Source organism: Streptomyces sp. NPDC023157 (assembly GCF_055560575.1).
Map to the genome: position 1 here is coordinate 432,048 of NZ_JBVHIL010000008.1, position 24,026 is coordinate 456,073.

At 69.6% G+C, this 24,026-nt stretch carries 21 protein-coding genes and 1 pseudogene; 13 read left to right on the forward strand and 9 right to left on the reverse strand.

All coding sequences use genetic code 11. From position 1 onward, the window contains the following. Positions 1-214: 214 nt before the first annotated feature. The 7 genes from ACZ3ZE_RS28525 (at position 215) to ACZ3ZE_RS28555 (ending at position 7,512) form a co-directional block, all read left to right on the forward strand. A complete protein-coding gene (locus ACZ3ZE_RS28525) occupies positions 215-1,162 on the forward strand; it encodes an ABC transporter substrate-binding protein (RefSeq protein ID WP_361630913.1) in 948 nt (315 codons plus the stop codon). 2 nt (positions 1,163-1,164) lie between these two features. Next, positions 1,165-2,127: an amino acid ABC transporter permease gene (locus tag ACZ3ZE_RS28530; RefSeq protein WP_363291543.1), complete on the forward strand. Its 963-nt coding sequence runs from the start codon at positions 1,165-1,167 to the stop codon at positions 2,125-2,127. Further along, complete coding sequence (locus ACZ3ZE_RS28535) at positions 2,124-2,888, forward strand: amino acid ABC transporter ATP-binding protein (RefSeq protein WP_361630908.1); 765 nt, start codon at positions 2,124-2,126, stop codon at positions 2,886-2,888. Before ACZ3ZE_RS28530 ends, ACZ3ZE_RS28535 begins: the two co-directional genes overlap by 4 nt. After that, entirely contained in the window at positions 2,885-4,102 is a 1,218-nt protein-coding gene (locus ACZ3ZE_RS28540; protein ID WP_361630905.1) for a M20 family metallopeptidase, read from the forward strand. The genes ACZ3ZE_RS28535 and ACZ3ZE_RS28540 overlap by 4 nt, the downstream gene beginning before the upstream one ends. Before the next feature lie 107 nt (positions 4,103-4,209). Further along, entirely contained in the window at positions 4,210-5,499 is a 1,290-nt protein-coding gene (locus tag ACZ3ZE_RS28545) for a cyanophycinase (protein WP_361630902.1), read from the forward strand. 118 nt (positions 5,500-5,617) lie between these two features. Beyond that, positions 5,618-6,481, forward strand: coding sequence for a MurR/RpiR family transcriptional regulator (locus ACZ3ZE_RS28550; protein ID WP_467261316.1), 864 nt, complete (start codon positions 5,618-5,620; stop codon positions 6,479-6,481). A 77-nt stretch (positions 6,482-6,558) separates the two neighbouring features. Beyond that, the gene (locus ACZ3ZE_RS28555; protein WP_361630896.1) at positions 6,559-7,512 is read left to right on the forward strand and encodes an ABC transporter substrate-binding protein; all 954 of its coding nucleotides are present in this window, start codon (positions 6,559-6,561) and stop codon (positions 7,510-7,512) included. Between the two features lie 16 nt (positions 7,513-7,528). On the opposite strand, the gene ACZ3ZE_RS28560 is transcribed toward ACZ3ZE_RS28555, so the two are convergent. Together ACZ3ZE_RS28560 and ACZ3ZE_RS28565 are read right to left on the reverse strand one after the other, a co-directional pair. Continuing rightward, a complete protein-coding gene (locus ACZ3ZE_RS28560) occupies positions 7,529-8,413 on the reverse strand; it encodes a MurR/RpiR family transcriptional regulator (protein WP_363291538.1) in 885 nt (294 codons plus the stop codon). Between the two features lie 504 nt (positions 8,414-8,917). Continuing rightward, entirely contained in the window at positions 8,918-9,805 is an 888-nt protein-coding gene (locus tag ACZ3ZE_RS28565) for an alpha/beta hydrolase (protein ID WP_361630890.1), read from the reverse strand. Between the two features lie 147 nt (positions 9,806-9,952). Between ACZ3ZE_RS28565 and ACZ3ZE_RS28570 the strand changes: the two genes are divergently transcribed. After that, on the forward strand, positions 9,953-10,816 hold the full coding sequence (locus ACZ3ZE_RS28570; protein WP_467261318.1) for a helix-turn-helix domain-containing protein: 864 nt from the start codon (positions 9,953-9,955) through the stop codon (positions 10,814-10,816). A 639-nt stretch (positions 10,817-11,455) separates the two neighbouring features. On the opposite strand, the gene ACZ3ZE_RS28575 is transcribed toward ACZ3ZE_RS28570, so the two are convergent. Beyond that, the gene (locus ACZ3ZE_RS28575) at positions 11,456-11,812 is read right to left on the reverse strand and encodes a hypothetical protein (protein ID WP_442304828.1); all 357 of its coding nucleotides are present in this window, start codon (positions 11,810-11,812) and stop codon (positions 11,456-11,458) included. Between the two features lie 401 nt (positions 11,813-12,213). Here ACZ3ZE_RS28575 and ACZ3ZE_RS28580 point away from each other — a divergent pair, with 401 nt between their 5' ends. Continuing rightward, positions 12,214-12,693: a hypothetical protein gene (locus ACZ3ZE_RS28580; RefSeq protein WP_361630974.1), complete on the forward strand. Its 480-nt coding sequence runs from the start codon at positions 12,214-12,216 to the stop codon at positions 12,691-12,693. Here ACZ3ZE_RS28580 and ACZ3ZE_RS28585 read toward each other — a convergent pair. The 3 genes and pseudogenes from ACZ3ZE_RS28585 to ACZ3ZE_RS28595 all read right to left on the reverse strand — a co-directional run. Continuing rightward, positions 12,686-12,867, reverse strand: a pseudogene (locus tag ACZ3ZE_RS28585) (IS110 family transposase); the annotation flags it as partial. The gene ACZ3ZE_RS28580 and the pseudogene ACZ3ZE_RS28585 overlap by 8 nt on opposite strands. Positions 12,868-12,925: 58 nt before the next feature. Then, positions 12,926-13,339, reverse strand: a complete 414-nt coding sequence (locus tag ACZ3ZE_RS28590) for an SgcJ/EcaC family oxidoreductase (RefSeq protein ID WP_361630977.1) — start codon at positions 13,337-13,339, stop codon at positions 12,926-12,928. A gap of 160 nt (positions 13,340-13,499) precedes the next feature. Then, entirely contained in the window at positions 13,500-14,399 is a 900-nt protein-coding gene (locus ACZ3ZE_RS28595) for an aminoglycoside phosphotransferase family protein (protein WP_361630980.1), read from the reverse strand. Positions 14,400-15,137: 738 nt separating this feature from the next. Here ACZ3ZE_RS28595 and ACZ3ZE_RS28600 point away from each other — a divergent pair. The 3 genes from ACZ3ZE_RS28600 (at position 15,138) to ACZ3ZE_RS28610 (ending at position 19,422) form a co-directional block, all read left to right on the forward strand. After that, a complete protein-coding gene (locus ACZ3ZE_RS28600) occupies positions 15,138-15,260 on the forward strand; it encodes a hypothetical protein (RefSeq protein ID WP_467261320.1) in 123 nt (40 codons plus the stop codon). Positions 15,261-15,780: 520 nt separating this feature from the next. Then, positions 15,781-17,145 (forward strand): histidine-type phosphatase, encoded by a 1,365-nt coding sequence (locus ACZ3ZE_RS28605; RefSeq protein WP_467261322.1) that lies wholly within the window; start codon positions 15,781-15,783, stop codon positions 17,143-17,145. 996 nt (positions 17,146-18,141) lie between these two features. Continuing rightward, positions 18,142-19,422, forward strand: coding sequence for an MFS transporter (locus ACZ3ZE_RS28610; protein WP_361630986.1), 1,281 nt, complete (start codon positions 18,142-18,144; stop codon positions 19,420-19,422). Between the two features lie 707 nt (positions 19,423-20,129). On the opposite strand, the gene ACZ3ZE_RS28615 is transcribed toward ACZ3ZE_RS28610, so the two are convergent. The 3 genes from ACZ3ZE_RS28615 to ACZ3ZE_RS28625 all read right to left on the reverse strand — a co-directional run bounded on the left by ACZ3ZE_RS28615 (position 20,130) and on the right by ACZ3ZE_RS28625 (position 23,178). Next, positions 20,130-20,735: a dihydrofolate reductase family protein gene (locus ACZ3ZE_RS28615; RefSeq protein WP_467261324.1), complete on the reverse strand. Its 606-nt coding sequence runs from the start codon at positions 20,733-20,735 to the stop codon at positions 20,130-20,132. Further along, positions 20,627-21,013 (reverse strand): hypothetical protein, encoded by a 387-nt coding sequence (locus tag ACZ3ZE_RS28620; protein WP_467261325.1) that lies wholly within the window; start codon positions 21,011-21,013, stop codon positions 20,627-20,629. The genes ACZ3ZE_RS28615 and ACZ3ZE_RS28620 overlap by 109 nt, the downstream gene beginning before the upstream one ends. Positions 21,014-21,222: 209 nt before the next feature. Next, positions 21,223-23,178: an MFS transporter gene (locus ACZ3ZE_RS28625; protein WP_467261327.1), complete on the reverse strand. Its 1,956-nt coding sequence runs from the start codon at positions 23,176-23,178 to the stop codon at positions 21,223-21,225. Positions 23,179-23,340: 162 nt separating this feature from the next. Here ACZ3ZE_RS28625 and ACZ3ZE_RS28630 point away from each other — a divergent pair, with 162 nt between their 5' ends. Then, positions 23,341-23,856: a hypothetical protein gene (locus ACZ3ZE_RS28630; protein ID WP_467261351.1), complete on the forward strand. Its 516-nt coding sequence runs from the start codon at positions 23,341-23,343 to the stop codon at positions 23,854-23,856. Positions 23,857-24,026 lie beyond the last annotated feature (170 nt).

The window sequence follows — 24,026 nt, forward strand, 5'->3', positions numbered from 1 at the left end:
ACGGGAAGATGTATGACGACTTTGCTGGGACGTGACCGTCCAGGAGTCATAAATTCGCAGTACAGAGCCCCGTGAGCACGGGCAAGCGGCCGCGTTACGTGAACGTAATGTGAAGTACATCTAGTCAATCTGCGGATTGATCTGTAACTTCGCTGATGTGCGGCTGACGGCTGGAATCCGTCGGCAGAGTTCCCCCTTGAGAGGTTCCACCGCGATGAACGCTCGCCTTGCCCACCGCGTCGTAGCCACCGCCCTGGCGGCCACGACCCTCGCCACGCTCTCCGCCTGTGGAGGCGGTGATGACACCGCCGCGGCAGCTGGCGAAAAGGCCACCATTGCCGGGGTGAAGATCAAGAAGGACCAGGCGCTCCACGACCTGCTTCCGGCCAAGATCAAGGAGGCCGGTACCGTCCGGGTGGCCACCGACGTGCCCTACCCGCCCTTCGAGATGTTCGTGAAGGAGGGCGAGAGCACCCTCACGGGTCTGGACTACGACCTGGGCCAGGCACTCGGCGCGAAGCTCGGTGTCACGTTCGCGTTCACGCCGCAGAAGTTCGACGGGATCGTCCCGGCCATCCAGGCCGGAAAGTTCGACGCGGCGATGTCGGCGATCACGGACAACAAGGAGCGGCAGAAGGTCGTCGACTTCGTCGACTACTCGCAGTCCGGTTCCGGCGTTCTGGTCGCCGACGGCAACCCCGCCGAGATCACCACGCTGGACGACCTGTGCGGCAAGCAGGTCGCCGTCCAGGCCGCGACCCATCAGCTCGACCTGCTGAAGGCCCATCAGGACGCCTGCGGAAAGGCGGGCAAGGGGAAGATCGAGATCCAGACCTTCCCCAAGGACTCCGACGCCCAGCTCGCCCTGCGCTCCGGCAAGGTCGTCGCCCAGGTCCTGACCAAGCCCGCGGCCGGCTGGGTCGCCAAGACCGCCGACGCCGGCAAGGCCTTCGATCTGGTCGAGGACCCGGCCGCGTCCGGCGGCTACGACGCCACGCCCAACGGCATCGCGATCAGCAAGCAGCTGCCCGAGCTGACGGACGCGATCCAGAAGGCGCTGCAGTCCCTCATCGACGAGGGCACCCTCCTGCGGATCTACAACAAGTACGGCGTCGGCTCCATCCTCGTGAAGGAAGCCACCAAGAACGCGTCGGTGGACTGAGCATGATCGACACCAAGTCTCCCGCCGACCGTACGACCACCGGCGCGCCGGGCATGCGTGATCTGGAGATCGTTCCCGTCCGCAACTACGGCAGGTGGATCGCTGCCGTCGCCTCGCTCCTGGCGCTGGTGGGCCTGATCGGCTCGCTGGCGAAGAACGACAACCTGCACTGGGACGTCGTCGGCCACTACCTCTTCGCCGACCTCATCTTCGACGGTCTGACCACCACGCTCTGGCTGACCGCCGCCGCCATGCTCCTGGGCCTGAGCCTGGGCACGCTGATCGCCGTCATGCGGCTGTCCTCCAGCCCCGTGCTGTACGGCCTGGCCAACGCCTTCGTCTGGGTCTTCCGCGGCACCCCCCTGCTCGTCCAGATCATCTTCTGGGGATACGCCGCGGCCCTGTACAAGTACGTGAAGATCGGCATCCCCTTCACTGACGTCACGTTCTTCCAGGCCGAGACCAACACCCTGCTGACCCCGGCGATCGCGGCCCTGCTCGCCCTCGGGCTGAACGAAGCCGCCTACGCCTCGGAGATCGTGCGCGCCGGCATCCAGTCCGTCGACCCGGGCCAGGCCGAGGCCGCGCACTCGCTGGGCATGCGACCCGCGCTCACCATGCGCCGGATCGTGCTGCCCCAGGCGATGCGCGTGATCATCCCGCCGATGGGCAACGAGACCATCAACATGCTCAAGATGACCGCACTGGTCTCGGTCATCTCCGCCCACGACCTGATGTCCAACATCCAGGACGTGTACGCCCAGAACTACCAGGTCATCCCCATGCTGATCGTGGCCAGCCTGTGGTACCTGGCCCTGGTCACCCTCCTCAGCGTGCCGCAGGCATGGCTGGAGCGGCGCTACGGACGCGGCACCACCCGCGCCGGACACGTCTCGCCGTTCCGCCGCCTGCTCGGCGGAACTGTGGAGCGGCTGGGCAAGAAGAACAAGGAGCACAACCGATGAGCACCCCCATGGTGCGCGCCGAAGGCGTCCGCAAGCACTTCGGGAAGCTCGAGGTCCTCAAGGGCATCGACCTCACCGTCGAGCGCGGCCAGGTCTGCTGCCTGCTCGGCCCCTCCGGCTCGGGCAAGTCGACCTTCCTGCGCTGCATCAACCACCTGGAGAAGATCGACGGCGGCAAGCTCACCGTCGACGGCGAACTCGTCGGCTACCGCCAGCAGGGCAACAAGCTCCACGAACTGCGGGAACGCGAGGTCGCCGAACGCCGCCGGGACATCGGCATGGTCTTCCAGCGGTTCAACCTCTTCCCGCACATGACCGCCCTGGAGAACATCACCGAGGCACCCGTCAAGGTCGGCGGCGTGTCCAAGGCCGACGCCCGCGAGCAGGCACAGCTCCTGCTCGACCAGGTCGGACTCGGCGACCGGGCCCACCACTACCCCGCCCAGCTGTCGGGCGGCCAGCAGCAGCGGGTCGCCATCGCCCGCGCCCTGGCCATGAAGCCGAAGCTGATGCTCTTCGACGAGCCGACCTCCGCCCTCGATCCCGAGCTCGTCGGGGACGTCCTGGACGTCATGCGGCAGCTCGCGGCCGACGGGATGACCATGGTCGTCGTCACCCACGAGATCGGCTTCGCCCGCGAGGTCGGCGACACCGCCGTCTTCATGGACGAAGGCGTCGTCGTCGAAGCCGGAGACCCTCGCCAGGTCCTCGTCGATCCGGAGCAGGACCGCACCCGCGCCTTCCTGTCCAAAGTCCTGTGACCGCGCCCCCGCGCCGGCAGCTCGCCGCGGAACTCCTCGACGGCGCACGCACCCTCCAGGCCCGCTACCTGCACGACCTCGAACAGCTGGTGTCCATCGACTCCGGCTCGTACACGCCCCACGGGGTCAACCGGGTCGCCGACTGGGTCCAGAACCGGCTCACCGGCATCGGCTTCGCCGTCGAGCGCGTGACCTTCCCGCCGGGGCGGCAGGGCTTCCAGGCGGGCGACGCCCTCGTGGCCCGTAAGAAGGGCGCCCTCGCCGAGGCCGACGGCGGCCGCAGGGTCCTGCTCGCCGGCCACATGGACACCGTCTTCGAGGAGGGGACCGCGGCCGCGCGTCCCTTCGGCCTGACCGGAAGCATCGCCAACGGCCCCGGGGTCAGCGACGACAAGGGCGGCCTGCTCGCCGGCCTCACGGCCCTGGAACTCCTCCACGACCACGGCCTGGACACCTACGACGAGCTCGTCCTCCTCGCCACGCCGGACGAGGAGATCGGCTCGCCCGCCAGCCGGGAGCTCATCGAGGAGACCGCCCGCGGCATGGACTACGGGCTCGGCCTCGAATGCGCCCGGGAGAACGGCGACCTCGTCATCGCCCGCAAGGGCGTGGCCGACTTCCGCCTCACCGTCACGGGGCGCGCCGCCCACGCCGGAATCGAACCCGAACGCGGCGCGAACGCCGCACTGGCCGCCGCGCACCTCGTCGTGCAGATCCAGGCCCTCAACGGGCACTGGGACGACGTCACCGTCAACGTCGGCGTGGTACGCGCCGGAACCCGGGCGAACATCGTCTGCCCCGAGGCGGAGCTGCGCATCGAGGTCAGAGCCGCCACGACGGCCGACGTACGGCGCGTCACCCAGGCCATCCAGGAGATCGCCGACCACCCCGCGGTGCCCGGCACAACGGTCGAGGTCGAGCAGCTCGACCTGTGCCCGCCGATGGAGGACACCCCCGCCTCGCGCCGCATGCTCGACAACGCCCGCCGGGCCGCCTCCGCCGTCGGCGTCTCGCTCGGCGCCGCGGCCACCGGCGGAGTGGGCGACGCCAACCTCATCGCCGGCATGGGCGTGCCCATCCTGGACGGCCTGGGCCCCATCGGGGGCGCCGACCACAGCCCGCAGGAATGGCTCGACGTCTCCAGCGTCCCGCACCGCGTCGCCATGCTCGCCGACCTGGTCGCCGCGCTCGGCGACGCGCGCAACACCGCCTGACCCCGCAGTCCCTCCGGCATCGCCCTCCCCGCGCGATGCCGGAGACGGCGGGGCCCGAAGCCGGTCGACGGGCCCAGCCACCCACCACCTCACCCATGGAGAGCCCCATGCGCGCACATTCCGGCCCAGCACGCCGCACCGTCCTCGCGGGCAGCATCGCCCTCGCCCTCCTCACCACCGCCCCCACGGCGCACGCCCTGACCGAGCGCCCGCAGCAGCCGCACGGCTCCCTGGTCCTCGTCGGCGGCGGTCTGAAGGACGACAACAAGCAGGTGTACGGGGAGATCATCAAGCGCGCCGGCGGCCCCGCCGCCCGCATCGGAGTCATCACCGCCGCGTCCGTCCCCGAGAGCCAGGACCCCCACGCCGACGACCCCGACCTGTGCAGCAACTCCGCCTGCAACGGCGCCTACTACGCCGACCTCTTCAAGAGGCACGGGGCGGCCGACGCCCAGTGGATCCCCCTCGACATCGACCACGTCGCCAACGCCGACTCCGAAGCCGTCGTCGCCCGGATCAACTCCATGAGCGGCTTCTTCTTCGGCGGCGGAGACCAGTACCGCTACCTCACCACCCTCCTCCACGGCGACCGGCACACCGACTCCAAGGTCCTCGCCGCCATCCGAGCCAAGCTCGCCCACGGCGCGGTCGTCGCGGGCTCCTCCGCCGGCGCCCAGATCGCCTCCGGACCCGACATGGTCAGCGGCGGCGAATCCTACGAGGGCCTCCGCGACGGCAGCACCCCCGGCTACTACGAGGACCCCGCCCGCCTCGCCCACATCCCCGAGGGCGGCTTCGGCTTCCTGCGCTCCGGACTCATCGACACCCACACCGGAGCCTACGGCCGCGAAGGACGGGCGCTGCGCCTCGCCGCGGACACCGGACACGACCGCGTCTACGCCCTGGAGGAGAACACCGCCCTGGTCGTCGACGACCCCGGCACCCCGCGCGAACACCTCACCGTGCTCGGCCCCAACGGCGTCGCCGTCCTCGACCTGCGCGGCGCCCGCGCCCACACCACCGCCGCCGGCTGGACCCTGCGCGGCGCCCGCTACACCTACCTCACCGACCACGACCGGTACGACGCCCGCACCTGGACCCCCCGGCCCGCCCCCGGCAAGCGGCCCCTGAACCCCACGAGCACGGCCCCGGTGCCCGCCAACACCGACGTCTTCTACTCCTCCGCCAACCCGGACGGCACCCCCTACTCCTTCCGCACCACCGCCCGCGCGCTTGCCTCGACCCGCGCGCAGAACACCGCGAACGCCACCACGTTCGAGTCCGGCCCGCGCTTCGACGTCACCTTCAGCAAGGCCGGAGGCTTCTCCGCCTGGACCGGTGACGGCGCCACCGCGCAGACGCTGATCGGGATGAGGATCAGCATCTCGCCCAGGTGACTCCCGCGCCACCCTCCTGAGCGAAGGCACCCGGGCGCGTCCGGTGCACGCCCGGGGCCCCGCCCCGTACCACCCGCGCGACACCGTTCGGCGTGCGCAGGACCGAAGAGAGTCTCCCGTGGTTCCCAGCCCCATCGCCGACGACATCCGCCGCAAGCTCGGCATCCTCGCACCCGCCGAACGGAAGGTCGCCCGCATCCTGCTCGCGTCCTACCCGTCCGCCGGATTCGAGACGGTCGCCACGATCGCCGAACGCGCCGGCGTCAGCGCACCCACCGTCCTGCGTTTCGTGACCCGCCTCGGCTACACGGGCTTCCCCGACTTCCAGTCCGCGCTGCGCAAGGAACTCGACGAGCGCAGCGCCTCACCGCTCTCGCTCTACGAGACCGCCGGCGACGGAGCCTACGGACACTCGACGGACGGCCTCGTGGCGCACAGCAACACCCTCTTCACCCAGGCCCTCACCCAGACCCTCACCGACATCCCGCGACACGACTTCGCCGGTGCGCTCACCCTGCTGTCCGACCCCCGGCGCCGCGTCACCCTCGTCGGAGGACGCTTCACCCACCTGCTCGCGCGCTACCTCGGCCTGCACCTGATGCAGCTGCGGGACGACATCCGCTTCCTGCCCGAACGGGACGTGGAACGCACGGCGCTCCTGGCCACGCTCACCAAGCGCGACGTCGTCGTCGTGTTCGACTACCGGCGCTACGAGAACGACAAGCTCGCCATCGTCCAGCTGGCGAAGGACGGCGGAGGCAAGGTCATCGTGTTCACGGACATGTGGCTTTCCCCCACCACCACGCACGCCGACGTCGTGCTGTCGCACCGCGTCGACGCGCGCTCTCCCTACGACAGTCTGGTGCCCACCCTCGCCGTCATCGAGGTCCTGGTGGCTGCCCTTGTCACGTCGCTCGGCGACGGCGCGCACCAGCACATGAAACGCGGCGAGGAGACCGCGCGCCGCGTCGACCTGGTCTGACCCCGTCCGACCCCGACGCTGCCCGCGGCCCGCACGTCCCGCCTTCACCCGCCACGCCCACCGAAGGAAGAACCGTCATGCGCTCGCACGTCACTGCGGCCGTGGTCCTCACCGCGGTCGCCGCCCTGGCCGTGTCCGCCTGCACCACCGACTCCGGCACCACCACCGCCGGCGCCCGGCCGACGGCCGGCCCCGCCGCCGTCCTGCCGGACCTCACGGTCGAGCCCGACCCGAAGCTCCACGCGATGCTCCCCGAGAGCATCCGGAGCACGAACACCGTCCGCGTGGCCACGGACATCCCCTACCCGCCCTTCGAGATGTACGCGAACGAGGGCAGCAAGCAGATCACCGGCATCGACTACGACCTCGGGCAGGCCATCGGGGCCCGGCTCGGTGTGCGGTTCGACTTCACGGCACAGAAGTTCGACGGCATCCTCCCGGCCGTCCAGGCCGGCAAGTTCGACGCCGTCATGTCCGCGATGACCGACAAGAAGGCGCGGCAGAAGTCCGTCGACTTCGTCGATTACCTCAACGCGGGGCCCGGTTGGCTGGTCGCCAAGGGCAACCCGGCCGGGATCACCGTCGTCACCGACGTGTGCGGCAAGCCGGTCGGCGTGCAGACCGGCACCAACCACCAGAAGCTCCTGCAGCAGCGCCAGCAGCTCTGCGAGGCGAAGGGCCTCCCGCCCATCCGGATCCTCACCTTCTCCAAGGACTCCGAGGCCCAACTCGCCCTGCGCAGCGGCAAGGTCGTCGCCGACTACCTCGACGAGGTCACCGCCGCGTACGTCGCCTCCACCGCGGACGGAGGCAACGCCTTCTCGACGGTGACGGGCCGAGCCGCCGTCGGTGAGTACAGCGCCTCACCCATGGGGATCGGCATATCCAAGGACCAGGCCGGCCTCGAGGAAGCGGTGCGGGCCGCCCTGCAGTCGCTGATGGACGACGGCTCCTACCGGAAGATCCTCGGCAAGTACGAGGTCCCGAACATCGCCATCCCGAAGGCGACGGTCAACGGAGCCCTCGACTGACCCCGGACCGCCTCCTTCACAGCAGCCCGGTGCGCCGCGCGACGGCCTCGGCGTCCTTCATCCGCTGGTGCGCCTCGGCGCCCAGCTCGCCCAGGGTGGAGGCGACGACCGACTCGATGAGCGCGAGAGTAGGCGTGAGACTGTCGTAAGGGGAGGCGGAGTTCACCTGGCTGGTGAGAACGACATCGGCGTGGCTGGCGCTCGGTGACAGCCACGGATCGGTGAAGACGATCACCTTCCCGCCGCGTTCCCGCGCGAGCTCCGCGATGACCGCCTTGTCGCCCTCGTAGCGCCGGTAGTCGAAGATGACCGTCACGTCGCGACGCGCCAGCTGGGTCAGGAACGCCGCCCGCTCGACGTCCCGTTCCGGGACGAAGGCGACCTGGTCGCGGAACTGCATCAGATGGAGACCCAGATACTCCGCCAGCAGGTGGGTGAAGCGCCCGCCGGTGAGGTGGATCCGGCGGCGCGGGTCGCTCAGGAGCTTGACCGCGAGGCCGAACTCATGGGGGGAGACCTCACTGAAGGTCTGGGACAGGGCCTGCTGTACGAGAGCGAGGGAGCGCCCCGCGACCGGCTCGTCGCCCTCGCCCGGCTGCCCGGCGGACGGCTCCTGCGCCTTCGCCGGACCCGCGCTCTCGTACAGGGTGATCGGTGAGGCGTGCCGCGCCTCGAGCTCGGCACGCAGGGCCGCCTGCAGGTCGGGGAAGCCGCGGTAGCCGAGCCGGGAAGCACAGCGGAGCACGGTGGGGGCGGACACGGAGGCGCGCTCCGCGATCGTGGCGACCGTCTCGAAGATCGCCGCGGGATAGCCGGCCAGCAGGACCCGCGCGACCTTGCGCTCGGCAGGGCTGAGCTCCCCGAGTCGACTGCGGATGTCGTCGGCCAGTGTGCCGCCCATGTCGGTCCTTCCTGCACGCAGCGCCGACTCCGGCGAGCCGTCCATGATCGCGGGCGACCCGACCGCCCGTCGCTACAGATACGGCCTACCCGATGATCGAATGTACCGTACGTTACACCCATGGGTGAAGACCGCCGGAGCCGCTCCCTGCCGTGGCCGTGTGCGGGGAGTACTGCCGCCGCTCGAAGGAGGGGGCGTCACCCGCTGAGAGCACGCCGCCCCCGTACGGGCTGCGCGGCGTTCGACGCTGCGTCCGCGTTCGGCGGCCGCGCGTTCGAGGAGGTCGCGGACTGCGGCGGCGAAGCCGGGGATGGAGTGGGCGGTGAAGGCCACGTGCGCACCGCCCCGTCGCGTCACCTGGGCTGTGTGTCGAAAGTGGATCTTGGGCTGTGAATGATCACGGTTCATGGGTCGGGGAGATCTCACGGACGAGCAGTAGGCGGTGCTGGAGCCGTGGCTCCCGCGGCGGCCGGCCTCCGCGTTTGCCCACACAGGCCCGCCGGCTCAGGCGAGGTGCTTGCTGAAGAACTCGACCAGCCTGGCGACGGCAGGAGTCAGGTAATCGTCGCGGTCGTACAGGTCGACGTGGGTGGCGCCGTCGACGAGGAACAGTTCGGCGTTGCCGGGGCTGTCGGCGACGGCCTTCTCGGAGAACCCGCGGGTCACCGCCTCGGTACCGGCGATCATGAGCAGCGGGCGAGGCGCGATCTTGGCGACGTCGGCGAAGGAGTCGAACTGGTCGAGGAGGTCCGCGCTGCGCACGACCATGTCACCCGTGGAGCGCGGGTGCATGCCGCGAGGCGTCTTGTAGTAGTCGACGAACTCGGCCGTCGGGGCGGGGGTGTCGGCACCGGCCGTCTCCGGCAGCACGGCGAACGTCGCCGCGGGCTCGCCGGCGGCCTCGGCGCTGCGGAGGTTTCCGGAGTTCGCCACCATCTGCTGCCAGCCCTCGGGGTCGGCGCCGCGGAAGAAGCTGGGAACGTCCGTCCCGGATACACCCGCCACAGCCTTCATCCGGTGGTCGGTCTGAGCGGCGTAGGGCACGTAGGCTCCGGAGCCGCACACGCCCATCACGCCGATGCGGTCGGGGTCGATCTCGGGACGGGTGGTGAGGTAGGAGACCGCCGCACGGAAGTCCTCGGCACGCTGGAAGGGGTCCTCCAGACCGCGGGGCGTGCCCTCGGACTCGCCCTGGAAGGCGGCGTCGAAGGTCAGGACGGCGAATCCCTCCTTGACCAGGCGTGTCGCGTACGCCGCTGGCGCCTGCTCCTTGACTCCGGTCGTGGGGTGGCCGACGACGATGGCGGCGAGCGGTCCGTCGACGCCGTCGGGGAGGTAGAGGTGGCCGGCGAGCTGCAGGCCGTTGGTCGGGAAGCGGACGTCAGTCCTCATGTTCTGCTCCTGCGGGATCGTGGGTGGCCGGCGATCTGCGGGCCTGTATCCACCGTCCGGCCGATGGCCTGGCGCAGGAAGGTCGCGTTGCTTCCTAGGAAGGATCCTTCCCAGGCAGAGCCTTCTCCCCGGTGCCATGCTGAAGGAATGACTGGTTCCGCCCACCTTCGTGAGCTCGGTGAGTTCCTCAAACACCGCCGTGGCGAACTCACACCCGCGCAGGTGGGGCTCCCCGAGCGCGCGCACACCCAGCGCCGCGTGCAAGGGCTGCGCCGCGAGGAGGTGGCCGAGCTCGCCGCGATCAGCACCGACTACTACGTACGCATCGAGCAGGGCCGGCTGGCACCGTCACCGGCGGTGCTCGACTCCCTCGCGCGGGAGCTGCGGCTGGACGGCGACCAGAGGACGTACGTGGAAGGACTGGTCGCCCAGGCCGCGCAGGCCGGGCACCGCAAGACGCCGCGTCGGTCCGCCCGCCCCAAAGCACACCCGCACCTGACCCGGCTGCTCGCCCAGCTCACCGGCACACCCGCCATCGTCTTCGGCCCGCGCCTCGACATCCTCGCGTGGAACCCGCTGGCGGCGGAGCTGCTGTGCGACTTCGCAGCCGTGCCCGAGCCCGAGCGCAACTACGTCCGCATGGTCTTCACCGACCCGGTGATGCGCGACATCTACCCGGATTGGGAGGACGTGGCCCGCACCTGCGTCGAGGTCCTGCGGATGGAGGCCGGAACGAACCCGACCGACCCGGCCCTCACCGCCCTCGTGGGCGAGCTGGCCGTCGCCGACCAGCACTTCCGGGCCTGGTGGGCCGAGCACCGCGTCGCACACCAGGACTTCGGCAGCAAACGCATCGCGCACCCCACCGTCGGCGAACTCACCCTGGACTGGGACACCTTCCGCTACGCCGGTGCCCCGGAACAGCAGCTCGTGCTCTGGTCGGCCAATCCCGGCACTCCAGACGCGGAACGACTGGCCGTTTTGACCCGCGGCACGGCCCAGAGCCCGTGACTTTCCTGAGCATCACCGCAACTGAAGCGTTCGAGGAGCAGTGGACCGGCGTCGCTGACGAAACAGGGCCCAGGCGGACCAGCCGATCGGCGTCCCCGCAGCCACTCGTGCGACTGCCGCCTGGCGAGTCGCCCTGCGGGCCGACAACCGGCTTCCGTTTCAGTGGGGGAGCGTCGGTCGAACCCTGCGCTGTTCGAGCCGGAACCGGAGGCCTTGAGCCCGCTCGAGCTCTTCCCCGCACCAGACGCCGCGGGCCCTGCCCTGCGGGCAGACGGCGCTACTTTCCGGACACGACCTAGCCGGCACTGCCCGGCTGCGGCGGTCAGCGGTGGGCCGCCGGCATCGCCGAACGCGCTCGAGGGAGCAGGTCAGCCGCTCGTCCGCCTTCGCCGGGGCCCTCCAGCGTGGAGCTGTCTCCGCAGGAGGTCTGAGACCTCCTGCGGCAGGTGATCCGGTGCGCGTGGTGTGAGAGGCAACGGCAGGCATTGGTCGCCACGAATGATGATGGCGCCGTTCCGTCGACCTGAGCACACCGACTCCACCCCCCCCAGAAGGCGCCGCGACCGGTACGCCATCCGCCCGCCGACGGCTGGCGGACGTGAGTCCGCCGTCCGAGGTGTGGAACGGGCGCGGAGTGGGTCAGCCGGCGTGGTTGATCCATCGCTGGAGGGCGGCATGGGTGGTGTCGTCCAGTCGGCACAAGGCCTCGATGGCGTCGAGGTCGCCGGGCCGGGGTGCGATGCCTGCGGTGGTGAGGGCTGCGTGCAGTTCCAGACGACGGCGGTCGGCCGGCTCGAGGGGCGGGTACAGGCGGGTCCCCGGGGTGGGCGCGGGGAGCGGGCTGTCGTCGCGTTCGATGACGCCGCAGACGGTCGGGATCGGCGCGGGCAGGTCGTCGAGTGCGGCGGGGAAGCGATAGGGGTCGAGATCCATCAGCTCGGCAGAGCTCGAGGTGAAAGCCTGAAAACCAGTCACAAGTGCCTCCTTGGTCGTCATGCCACTGCACAGGACGACTGCGGGGGCAATGTGGTCAGTTGCGGTACGCGAGGGATCCCACCCGGATGTCCCCTATGGCATCTCGTCACAAGTCCGATGAACCAACCCGTCAACCGACGACTGGCAGGACATCCGTCCCTGGGCCGGGTGATGAAGTACCGCGCTCGACGGGCGGTGCCGGGTCACCCGGCCACGGCACGGGCCGGTCCCGCTTGGGACGCGGGACCGTGTGTCGCTCGGAGATGGGCGCGCGGCCAGGGTGCGGCCTTCGGCCCGTGGAAAACCGTGTACGAACGCCCGCCACTGGCTGTGGTCCGCCGACGGCATCGGGGGGTGCCCCCATGTCTTGGGTCAAGGGAAACGGGGCTGCGTTGAGTCGGTGAGACGGGCAGCATGGCGGTGTGGCTGATCTTCTGTGGGATGACGTGAGGTGCTTCTTCGACCCGGACCTGATGGGGTCGTTGCCTGACTTGCGCGTCCCCGATGCCTCGGTCGAGGACTGGCAGGCGGTCCTCGATCTCGTCGAGGCGAGGAGCTGGAAGCGCCAGTACTCCGAGGGCGAAACGGTGCTGCCGGTGCCCCGGGCGGAGAGCGTGCTCGCCCGTCCGGCGGACGCTGAGTGCCCGAACCTGCGGGTCTGGCCGGCTGCCGAGATGCTGGCGATCTTCCGTTTCCTTGACGACGAGGTCATCGACTTCGACGTTGACCTGCGGGAGTTGCAGGGCCAGGAACGACTCGATGTGTTCTGCGGCTTCCTCCGGGAGATCGGGCGGTGCTTGGGCAAGCAGGTCCTGATGGATCCGGAGGGCGACTACGGCCATCTCGGCTTCGATGTTGAGGCCGACCGGGTCGTCCTCCTGGCCGAACCGCTGGTCACGTGACCGCGGCCGACGGCCGCGGTTCGTAGAAGGTTCCGTCGCGGAGCATCGCGAAGAGGACGTCGGCCCGGCGTCTGGCGAGGCAGAGCAGGGCCTGGGTGTGGTGCTTGCCCTGGGCGATTTCCTTGTCGTAGTAACCCGCGATGCCGGGTCGCCCAGGGCGGCGAACGGGGAGAGGAGCGCGACCGCCCAGCCCTCACCATTTGACTACGAACTTTGACCAGCCGAACAAGTTCTAGTCGGCGACGACCCCCGTGTTCTGGCAGGCGGTCAGCAGCCAGCGGCCGTCGGCTTGTTTCGAGATCACGTACAGCGGGGCGCCCTCGCTCTCGTCGCCTGGGGCCAGGTATCGCTGACGGATCTTGACCGCCGCGACGTCGGGGCGGATGAAGAGCACGTGGACCACCTCGTAGGTGACCTTGCCGTCCCAGCTCGCCGCGGGCAGGACCTTGCGAGTGAACTCCGAGATCGCGTCGAGGCCTATGAGGACCTTGCCGTGGGCCGTCGTCCATATGGCGTCCGGGTGGAAGAGCCGGAGGAACTCCTCGGGGTCCTTGTTCTGCTGGGAGTGTTCGACGGTGGCGACGAGCCGGGTGATCGCTTCGATGTCTGCCGCGTGGGATGTGGATTCCGTGGTCATGTCGATCATCCTCACACCTCAAGCGTGGTTGAGGTCAAGCGTGTGATCACATGGGGATGTTGAGGTTGCCCCGACATCCGGCGCAGGCCCGGCACAAGCTGCCCCGAGGAATCCGTTGCCGGGACGGCGAACCGGGCACGAGCGACTTACATGATCGGCCGGACACCCCCTAGCCGATGAGAGCCGCGCTGATCTGACGGGACGTCTGCGCCGCGACGAGGGGGTTGACGGCGGCGTGGTAGGTGTACGCCATGAGGCCCGTGGCCAGCGCCCAGCCGCGGCCTCGGATCCACGTGGCGTCGTCCACACCGAGCGCGGTACGGAAGACGGCCCGGCTCCCTGCCGACATCAGGGTGAAGGCGATCATCAGGTCGCACGCCGGGTCGCCGATGCCGAGCCCGCCGAAGTCGATGACCGCGCTGAGGCGGCCGTCCACGGTGAGCAGGTTGCCGGTGTGGAAGTCGCCGTGGATCCAGACCGGAGGACCCGCCCATCCCGGCGCGCTGATCGCCGCGTCCCACAGGTCGGTCATGGCCGCGACGTCGAACACCCCGCCGACCTCCGCGATGGCGGCCCGCGTCGTCCGATCCCGTGCGGCCAGCGACCGGACGGTGAGATCCTCACGGACGCCCCGAGCCGGAATCTCCTCGGGCTCGAACCGCTGAAGGGCATGCAGGAACCGCGCCAGTTCAACGGCGGCCTCGGATGAACCGGCCAGCGCCTCGACGGTGGCCACCGTGCCGTCCAGCCAGCGGGACACCGCCCAGGGCCACGGATAGCCGAAGCCGGGCTTCCCCACCCCCACCGGGACCGGAACTGCCAGGGGCAGGTGCGGGGCGAGTCGGGGCAGCCACTCGGACTCCTTCTCGGCCTGCCCGATGGCGTCGATGTGACGGGGCAGTCGGACGGACAACTCGTCGCCCAACCGGTAGATCACATGGTCCGAGCCGGCCGGTTCGAGCAGTTCCAAAGGCAGACCGGCCCCTTGCGGAAACTGCGTATCGACCAGGCGCCTCACCAGTGCGGCATCGATCGCGGGGCGGATGTCCGCGGTTCTCTCGGTCGCCAAGGGCACTCCTGGGGTCGGCCCGCCCAAGGCGGCGGGCGGCTCAGGACATCACAGTGCCTCGCAGGCCGCCTGTCGACGGGATTTCCCCACCGCCGGCATCCGCTACGGGACTCCGCGCGCCAGATCGCCTGGAACGAGCGCCAGGGCCTCGCCGACACTCCGGCGAGCGGTGGTCCCGTCGGAGGGCAGCTGGGCCCCGGCGGAGCAGGGAGCTCGTGTGGCCTACCGAGCCGGGGGGTCATGGCGATTCCAGACCATGCCAGAGGACATGACCGAGGCCCCCCGGTCTCCGCGCCTTCGTCAGCGAATTCAAGCTCGGCGCCTCTCGTCCCACAGCCAGGACGGCACGTCAGTTCGCCGGGCTGGGCTGACTACTGCGCTCAGGTTGGTGTGGGATCAGGCGGGGGCCAGGCCCGTCTCGTAAGCGAGGATCACTGCCTGGGGCCGATGGTCGAGGCCGAGCCGGGCAGGCAGCCGTGAGGAGTACGCGCCTCATGCACGGTCTGTCCGGCCCTCCACCGCGCGGTCGCCCTGCGCTGTGCCCGGCTGCCCGTGTCGTACACAGGGGTCCGTCCTCGGTCTGTCATCCGGCGCGACCACTGCCGCAGTCCCAGGGGGTGGGCCCGGGGGGAGCAGTCTTTGGCTGTCACGTGCGCGACGTCGGGCTGACCCCTTGTGCTAGGGGGTGTCTGCCTCTGACACTACGACCGGTGAGTCCTGACTTCGGGGGAGGGATGCATGGCAGCTCAGCGCGGACCGACGAACTATCGGCGGCGGGCACAGTGGATGCGCTTCGGTGTGCCTGCGGGCGTGCTCTTGGTGGCGCTGGTCCTGGTGGCCTGGGACATCATGTCGTCCTGATTCCCGGGTGCGGCAGTGCTGGTGCTCCTCGCAGGAGCGGGTGGTGGCTGTGGCACTCTCACCGTCGCGAACGGTTGGGTGACGCGGTGCAGGGTTGAACGATGCGGGCGCGAGCGCGTAGAAGGGCGACCGGGTGCGCCGGTACCCGTCGGGCATGACGGATGCGGGGTGGACGGCGGTGCCCCCGTCGCATCAGGTGCGTCGTGGCATAGCGGACCACAATGCCGAGACCAGCCACCGCTACGCAGCCGAAAAGCTGCATATCCCATAGGTAGGTGGTGTGTTCGTCATGCCGCGCACCGCCCGCCCGGCCAGGCTCCCGCCTCCACGGTCGGACACTTTCCCCTTGTACCCCACCGTCCTCGCGATCTCGACGCTGGGGCGTCTCTGCTCGCATAACTCGTCCGCCGGCACCCGACGCACCTCTGTCGACTGTGACCGAGGCACAGGCCCAGTCGGCACCCTCCGGCTGCCACCTCAAGGCCATCTATCGTTCACGTCCTGCGCTGACGATGCGCCCATGAGACGTTCTGTCACCCCCGCCCTCGCCCTGGGGCTTTGCGCACTTCTGGCCACCGCCCTGCCCGCCCACGCCACCACGGAGCGGACCGCACACGCCGACAGCTACGGGACCAAGGCCCCGTACGCCCCCCAGCAGAACCCGCAGGCCTACCAGCACGCCCCCGCCGGTTTCACTCCCGTCTTCACCGAGAACGTCTCCCGGCACGGCTCGCGCGCCGCAAGCGACAGCGAGGACGGCGACCTGATCCTCGCCCTGTGGGAGGAGGCCGAAAGCCAGGGACAACTCACCAGGCGAGGAAGCGAGTTCGGCCCCGTTGTGCGATCGCTGCTCGATGCCATGGCCAAGGTGGGGTACGGCAACCTCAGCGGGCGTGGCAAGCAGGAGATGCAGGGCACCGCCACACGCATGGAGCAGCGGCTGCCGGAGCTGTTCGCCCAGATCGCCGAAGAGAACAAGAAGATCGACGTCGTCAGTTCCGGGCAGACGCGGGCCGTCGACAGCGGGAAGGCCTTCACCGCCGCCCTTGCCGCCACCGACCCGGATCTCGCGCCGCTCATCGGCGCGACCCGCACCGACAAGGACCTCCTCTACTTCCACAAGGCGGCCGGCGGCGCCGCCTACCGGGACTACATCGCCAACGACGAGCGGCTCGCGAAAACCCTCAAGAGCATCACCGACCAGCCCGCGACCCACGGCGCTGCCCGCAGCGTCCTTGAGAAGCTCTTCAAGCCCGCCTTCGTGCAGCGCATCGCCGACGGCGACTTCTCCTCCATCGGAAGCGATGTCGACGCCGCGGAAGCCGTCTACAACTTGTACGGTATTGCGCCGGCGATGAGGAACGAGAGCCCGGGCGGCAAGGGCTGGGGCATGGATCGGTACATCTCGCACAGCGACGCGGCCTGGTTCGGGTACCTGAGCGATGCCGAGGACTTCTACCAGAAGGGCCCGGGATTCGCCGACAGCGACATCACCTACAAGATGTCCGATGTCCTGCTCGACGACCTCTTCAAGAAGGTGGAGGCCAAACGAAACGGGACGAGTGACCTCGGTGCAGAACTGCGCTTCACGCACGCCGAGGAGCTCATTCCGCTGGCCGCGCTGCTGGGGCTGCCGGGAAGCACGAAGGCTGCCACGGACGAGCAGCCGTACACGTATGCCGGCAATCCCTGGCGCGGCGCGTCCGTGTCCCCGTTGGGCGCGAATATCCAGTGGGACGTCTTCCGCAAGGGCGACACCTATCTCGTGCGGATGCTTTACAACGAGAAGGAGATCGGTTTCAAGCAGGGGTGCGCTCCGGTGTCCAAGGACAGCACGTTCTACGACCTGGATGAACTTGAGCGCTGCTTCGGGCGTGAGAACTGAACCTGGTGGAAACACCGAGACGACTGGTACCGACGTACTGAGCATTTTCAGTGTGGTCTTTCGCGGGTGAGGACCGTGGCGGCGATGCTCGTCAGGCGGTTGAGGGCTGCGGAGGACCTGCCAGGATTTCAGCCCGTGATGCTTCGTTCGACCGGTGCTCGCCCCGCTGGCAGCACCGGTCGACCGTCCGCCGGGTTGGGGACAGGGTCAGGGCTTCGGCGTAGTCGTGTGACGTCCGGTTTGTGATCAGTTGAGGCCGAGGAGCGCGAGGGGACGAAGGGGATCGCGGGCGTTGTGCGGAGACTGGTCGCGATGTTCTTCGCTCCGGCGGTTCGGAGGGCTCCGAAAGCGAAACTGCGCCAGGTGGCCATCGCGCGGGGCGCGTTACCGGTCCGTATGTGTGAGGCGTCCTCGGCGAAGGTGGTGTGTCGCGGATGTGGTGTAGGACCGCGATCTTCCAGTGGTCGGTGACGAGTCCGACGAGCGGGGACGGGATGGCCTGCTCGGCGGTGAGGCTGGTGACGGCGTAGACCGTCATGGTGGTGGTCCTGCCGGACTTGCGGCCGGTGCGGCGGCGCTTGACCCGGACGGCTTGGCGGGCTCCGGGGAAAGGAGGTTGTTCACCGTGGCGGCCTTGATGCGGCGGGTCTCCGAGTGGCCGTGGCCGACACCCTGGTGCAGCCCTGAAGCGGGATGCCCCTCCAAGGAAGGGACTTGAGCTGCCTGCGGAGGAAGTTGGTCAAGGGCAGGCCTGATCAGCGATGATGCCTCGGCAGGCATGGTCTTCCATGCGGATCACAGAGCGTTGAGAACTCCATGACCTTGGAAGCCGTGCCCGTCCCGTACAAAGAGCTCCGCCGAGTCCGTCAGATCGCCACGAACCGGGCTTCACGCGACTACACCGAAGCCCTGGGCAATGCCGCTCGCCGGGTCCCGTGCCGTAGCCGAGCTGTTTGAAGCCGTGGCTCGTGAAGCCTCATCCAAGGAGAACTGACGATGGACCCCACACGCAGCAGAGGCCCCTTCCAGAAGCTGTGGGCAGCCACCGCCACGTCGAACCTTTCGGACGGGGTGAGCCTGGCTGCAGCGCCCCTGCTCGCGGCCACCGTGACCCACGACCCGGCGCTTATCGCCGGCATCACCGTGGCGCAGAGGGCCCCGTGGCTGGTTTTGGCTTTCATATCCGGCGCCCTCGCAGACCGGTTGGATCGAAAGCGGGTGGCACAGGCGGCGAACTGGATCCGCGTCGCCGGATTCGCAGCGCTTGCGGTGGCGGTCTTCGGCGACGCCGTCTCCATGCCGCTGCTCTATGCGGTCTTCTTCGCCATCGGGACGGCCGAGACGCTCTATGACAGTTCGTCGTCCGCGTGGCTTCCGACCCTGGTGGCCCCGGATGACCTGGGCCGGGCCAACGGAAGGCTGCAGACAACGTTCGTCGTCTGCAACGAGTTCGTCGGACCGCCCATGGGCGGATTCCTCTTCGCCACCGCCGCCGCGGCCCCGTTCGTGCTCGGCGCCGGCGGCTATCTGGCCGCCGTCGGCCTGCTGGCGCTGATCCCCTCAGCCACCCGGCGCCGTCAGGAGCCGTCCGCGGAGCCCCTGACGGTGAAGGGCATCGCCGCCGACATCGCCGTCGGCGCGCGGTGGTACTGGTCGTCGCCGACGCTGCGGTCGCTGAGCGTCGTCGCAGCAACGGGCAACGCCGTCAGCGCTGCCACCTACGGCATCCTCGTACTCCTTGCCACGGACGTGCTGGGTGTCACATCGAGCTGGTACGGCGTACTGCTCGCGGCCGGTGCCATCGGCGCGGTCATCGGCGGCCTCGTGGCCGGCAAGGTCGGCGAGTGGATGCCGCTGGGCACGCTGATCCTGGTGACGAACCTGCTGTCGGCCGGGTCCACCATCGGCATGGGACTGGCGATCAGCCCGGCGGCCACCGTCGCCTTCATGGCGCTGGACGGCTTCGTCGTCCTGATCCAGACCATCCAGGTCGTCACCCTCCGACAGCAGATCGTGCCGAACGACCTGATGGGCCGTGTCACCGCGGCCTACCGGTCCGTCGCCGTGGGCGCTTTCACCGTCGGCGGAATCGCGGGTGGCCTGGTGGCGAAGTTCTTCGGAATCCCTGCCGCCTTCTACGCCGGTGGTACCGCCATGGCGCTCACCGCCTTCGTGGTGCTGCCCGTGCTGAACAACAAGCGCCTCGCCCAGGTGAAAGAAGAGGCATCCGACCCGGAAGAGACTTCTGAAAAACGTCACGCAGACACTTCGGTGTAACACCTTGCCCCGCGCTCCTCGACCTCAACTCATCACCAACCGGACGTCACACGACTACGCTGAAGCCCTCGGTCTGGAAGCCCGGGTATGGCAAATGCCGCATCGTAGGCGTCGTGGAGAGTTACGAGAGCGCCTGTCGCTCAGCGGTGACCGCCCCCCGCCGCTGCCCGCCCGCGGGTCGCCGCCGCCCTGCTTCCCGCCGGCGCTGTGGTGCTGCTGTCCGTCGCCGTGCTGCGGCCTGCTGTTTCGCTGGTGCCGCCGCCCGGGCGGGCCGCTCGCCGCGGCTGTCCGCCGCCCGACCCGCCGGTCGCGGAGTGGTCGGTGACCGGTGTCGCGCAGGTAGAGGGCGGAGAGCCGTGGGAAGTAAAGGTGCAGGTCGGAACACTGCCTCTTCATCAGCAGGCGGGCGGCCAAGTGGGGGTGGAGGCGGCGGAGCACCGGGTGTGAATAGACGCCCCGCAGCAGATCCGCGCGCTCCCCGACGTCGACTGCAGCCAGGTGTCGGCGGTCCGCCTGCTCACGCCGTCGCTCATCGAGGAGGCCCCATGAGCGGGGCGGCCGACCGGCTGGGTCCTGCAGGGTCAGCCGGACGGCCAGGGCGTCGTCCGCGTCCCTGACCGTGCTGCTCCTCATGGGCTTCGGGCTGCCCTTTTACGCCCCGAGCCCGTCGCCACGGGAGCTCGTCCGGACCGGCTGACGCGGCGACGTCACGCAGGTACGTCGAGCGGCGGGTGCTCGAGCACGTGGGGCTTGTACTCGACCAGCTGGATGCGGCCGTCGAATGTCCGGTGCTCGATCATCTCGAGCGCAACGTCCGGGTAGCCGTCGTAGATCCGTTCCTCGCCCGTGGCCCCGGTGATCACGGGGAACATCACGACCCGGAAGCGGTCGACGAGTCCGGCTCGTAGAAGGGACCGGCACAGGCTGAGGCTGCCGATCGTGCTGAGCAGTCCCGAGCCACTCGACTTCATGGCGCGGACCGCTTCGACAGCGTCGTCGCGGACGAGTGTGGCGTTGGCCCACGTCAGTGGCTCTTTGAGTGAGGAGGAGAACACCACCTTGCGCGCTTGGGTGAGCTCGTCGACGGACGCCTCTTCTTCGGGCCTGAACTCGTCCTGGCCCTCCGGGACCTCGCCTGCGGCGAAGCCCGACATCAGGCGGTAGGTGTTCGCTCCCATCAGGTAGGTGACCTCGGGCTGCTTGCCTAGCCACGCCAGGTACTCCGGGCCCTCGAGGCCCCAGAACCCGGGCCATCCCTTTCCCGATGCATGGCCGTCGAGGGAGGTGATGAAGTCGACGAGAAGCTCCGACATGGCGCTGTCCTTTCCTGGGGTGTCACCAGCTTGGACGGACAGGGAGCAGCAAACTCATCGGCCGCGCCGTGGAGTAACGAGGAGTCGACCGCGACGGCGCAGCCCAGGTCGCCTTCATCGTCGGCTTGGGCGAGCAGCGTGTGGAAGACCTTCTCCCTGGTGCCGTCGGCGGTCGACTTCCGCAGCCGGTTGTGGGCGCCCTTCCGCGAGCCGGAGTGCTCTGGCGGGTCCGTCCACGGCGTGCCTGTGCCGTACTTGAACGCGATCGCATCGATCACTTGCCGGTGATCCTGCTACCGGCCATTCCGCTTCGGCGACCTGTCCGGCAGAGACCTCATGCGGGCCCACTGGGCGTCAGTTAACGGCACACATCAGCCAACGATCCGATGATCTGAAGGAAACGCTCTATCCGCGACGTGGCCGGCCGGTCTCTGAGGGCCCGTGGGGACCTGCGCCCTCTGGCTTCGCACGTGATTGCCCGGACGCGTCACCCGCGCAGGGGATGGAAGTCCGCGGATACGAGGAGGGCGTAGACGCCGACGTTGGCCAGGGCCGTCGTGAGCAAGTACCCGATGTGTGGCCGGGCTGCAGCGATGCCGGGCGGTGAAGCCAGGGCGCCGGTTGGCCTGGTCTGCCACCACACGAAGGCCGCGAGCAGAATGACGGCAGCCGGAAGCTGGAATTCCTCCTGGCCTGTGAAGTGCGGAATCGCCCCACTGATTCCGGCGATTCCGGCGGCGCCGAGCAACACCCCGAGTCCGTCGACGCGAACGCCGAGGGGGCCCGGCCGGTCACGCACCAGGGCAGCCACTCCGATCACGGCGACTGCGGCGAAGGGAATTCCTCCGTACAGGCACCAACGCCAGTCCAGTCCTTCCAGCGGCAAGGACCACGCTGTCAGCAAGCCGAGCGCCGGGCCGCCGCCCGCGATCGCGACGTAGATCCCGAATGCGCTTCGGCGTTCCTCCGGGTCGGTGAAAGAGGTGGCCACCAGGACCGGCGCGGACGACGAGACCAGTGCGGCAAAGGCGCCCTGCAGGGCGCGGCCCGTGATCCACATGCCGGAAGAGGATGCCATGCCGCCGAGGGCGGCGGCCGCCGCAAACCCCACCAGGCCGGCCATCAGCATTCTCTTGCGGCCCATCAGGTCCGCGATGCGGGCACCGAACGGCAGCAGCACGATGAAAGCCAGCGCATAGGCGATGGGCATCGCGTCCAGGTAGACGGTGGACGAGACCCGCACTCCGTCGGGGTCGAGCCCCAGGTCCGTGTCGGCTCCCATCACCCCCATCATCATGTTGGAGAGCGTCGCGTCCGCCAGCACGACCAGCTGAGCCAGAGCCAGCGCCAGCAGGCCCCACCAGCGCCGGGGAGGGGGGACCGCCGGCTCCGAGAGCTGGGCCGGGGACGCGGGTGCGCCCCAGCTTCCGGGGGGCTGGGCCGGGGGCGCGCCGAAGCCGGCGGCTCCGGAGTGTGCGGGGGCGGTGGGGACGTACGAGGGCTGCGCGGGCGTCGGGCGCGCGGCGCCGGCGTCAGCGGACGCGGCAGGGGCGAAGTCCAGCAGATGAGCGGCGCGGCGGCCGAGTTGGGCGAGCACCGCGCCGGGCAGCCACTCACCGGCTTCGTCGGTCGCCGTGCGCGAGGCCACCTCATGAGGGGTGGGCCGCCTGGCCGGGTCCTTGAGCAGACATGCGCTGACGAGGTCGACGAGTGAATCCGGAACACCGGACAGGTCCGCCTCCTCCTCGACGATCCGGAAGAGGTGGGCGGGCAGACCGGTGTCCGTGGCGCCGAAGAGGAGGCGTCCGGTGGCGGCGTAGACGAGGAGCGCGCCCAGACAGAACACGTCGGAGGCCGGTGTGAGTTCGAGGCCGCGCACCTGTTCCGGCGACATGAAGCCGGGCGAGCCGATCAGCATGCCGGTGCGGGTGAGCAGGCTGTCCCCGGCCAGGCTGTCCATCGCTCGAGCGATGCCGAAGTCGATGAGGCGGGGGCCGTCCACGGTGACCAGGACATTGGACGGCTTGAGGTCACGGTGGATCAGGCCCGCTGCGTGTACGGCCTGCAGGGCGAGGGCGAGGCGGTTGGCGAGGATGCGGACCGATTGCTCGGGCAATGGCCCGAAGTCCTGGGCCACGACGGTCGTCAGGTCGGGACCAGGTATGTACTGGGTCGCCGCCCACGGCACCGCGGCCTCGGTGTCGGCGTCCAGGACGTCGGCGGTCCACGCTCCGCCCACCCGCCGGGCCGCGGCCACCTCGCGGGCGAAACGCCTGCGGAACTCGCTGTGCTGAGCGTGTTCGGCCTGGACGGCCTTGACTGCGACCGTACGTCCCAGGTCGGAACGGCCCAGGTACACCAGGCCCATGCCGCCCGCACCGAGGCGGGCGATCAGGCGGTACGGGCCTATGTATGCGGGGTCGTCCCCCGTCAGTTGTTCCACGGCAGAGGTCAGCCCTTCAGGTTCCGGTCTTCCCGGCCGCGCTGCGTGGTGAGCGTGGCGGTGGCGGTCGGTCGCTGTAAGAGGAGTTCGTCGTGGCCCATGCGGTGATCAAGCGGGGCCGTCATCGGCGCCGTCACCCGGGGCGCTCACCTCGTACGGCTCCTGGACGCGGCAGAGCTGCCCGGCGCCGGCACAGGCCCGGGGTTCCCGCTGCCGCCGAAGCTGTCGGTGACCGCCTTCCACGGCGGACAGGGCTTCTCCGTCACCGCCGACCGGGTCGACATCAACGTGGACGTGCGTACGACCCCCGTCTTCGACGCACACGACGCCCAGACGGTGGTCCGCAAGGCCGTCGCCGAGCTGGATGCGGAGCTGCCCGCCCCGGTGCCCACGGAGGTCACCCCGGTCGCCACGTGGCCGCCGTTCCGCCTGGCCGAGGACGAGCAGCCCGCCGCCCTCCTCGACGCCGCCGCGGCCATGGGCCTTACGGTCCGGCCGAAGACCGCGGGGCCGTCGAACATCGGCAACCTGCTCGCCGGGGAAGGCATCCCGGCCACGGCCGGCTTCGGGGTGCCGTACGAGGGGCTGCACGGCATCGATGAGCGCGCCCACCTGGCCGAGTTGCCGCAGGTCTACGCGGTCTACCAGCGGGCCGCCCTCGGCCTCCTCGGTGGCTGACGTCCCAACAGCGTCCCAACTTCCTCCCGGATCCACTCCCAGCTGCGGGCGGATCGGCAGGCGAGGCGGGAAGCCTTCCGGATCGAGCTGCGCGAGGCCGACCTCGGGGCGGGGCTGTTGGGATCGCCCTCGTGGTGGTCGTCCGGATCGGCGGCGTGAGCACGGTGGCG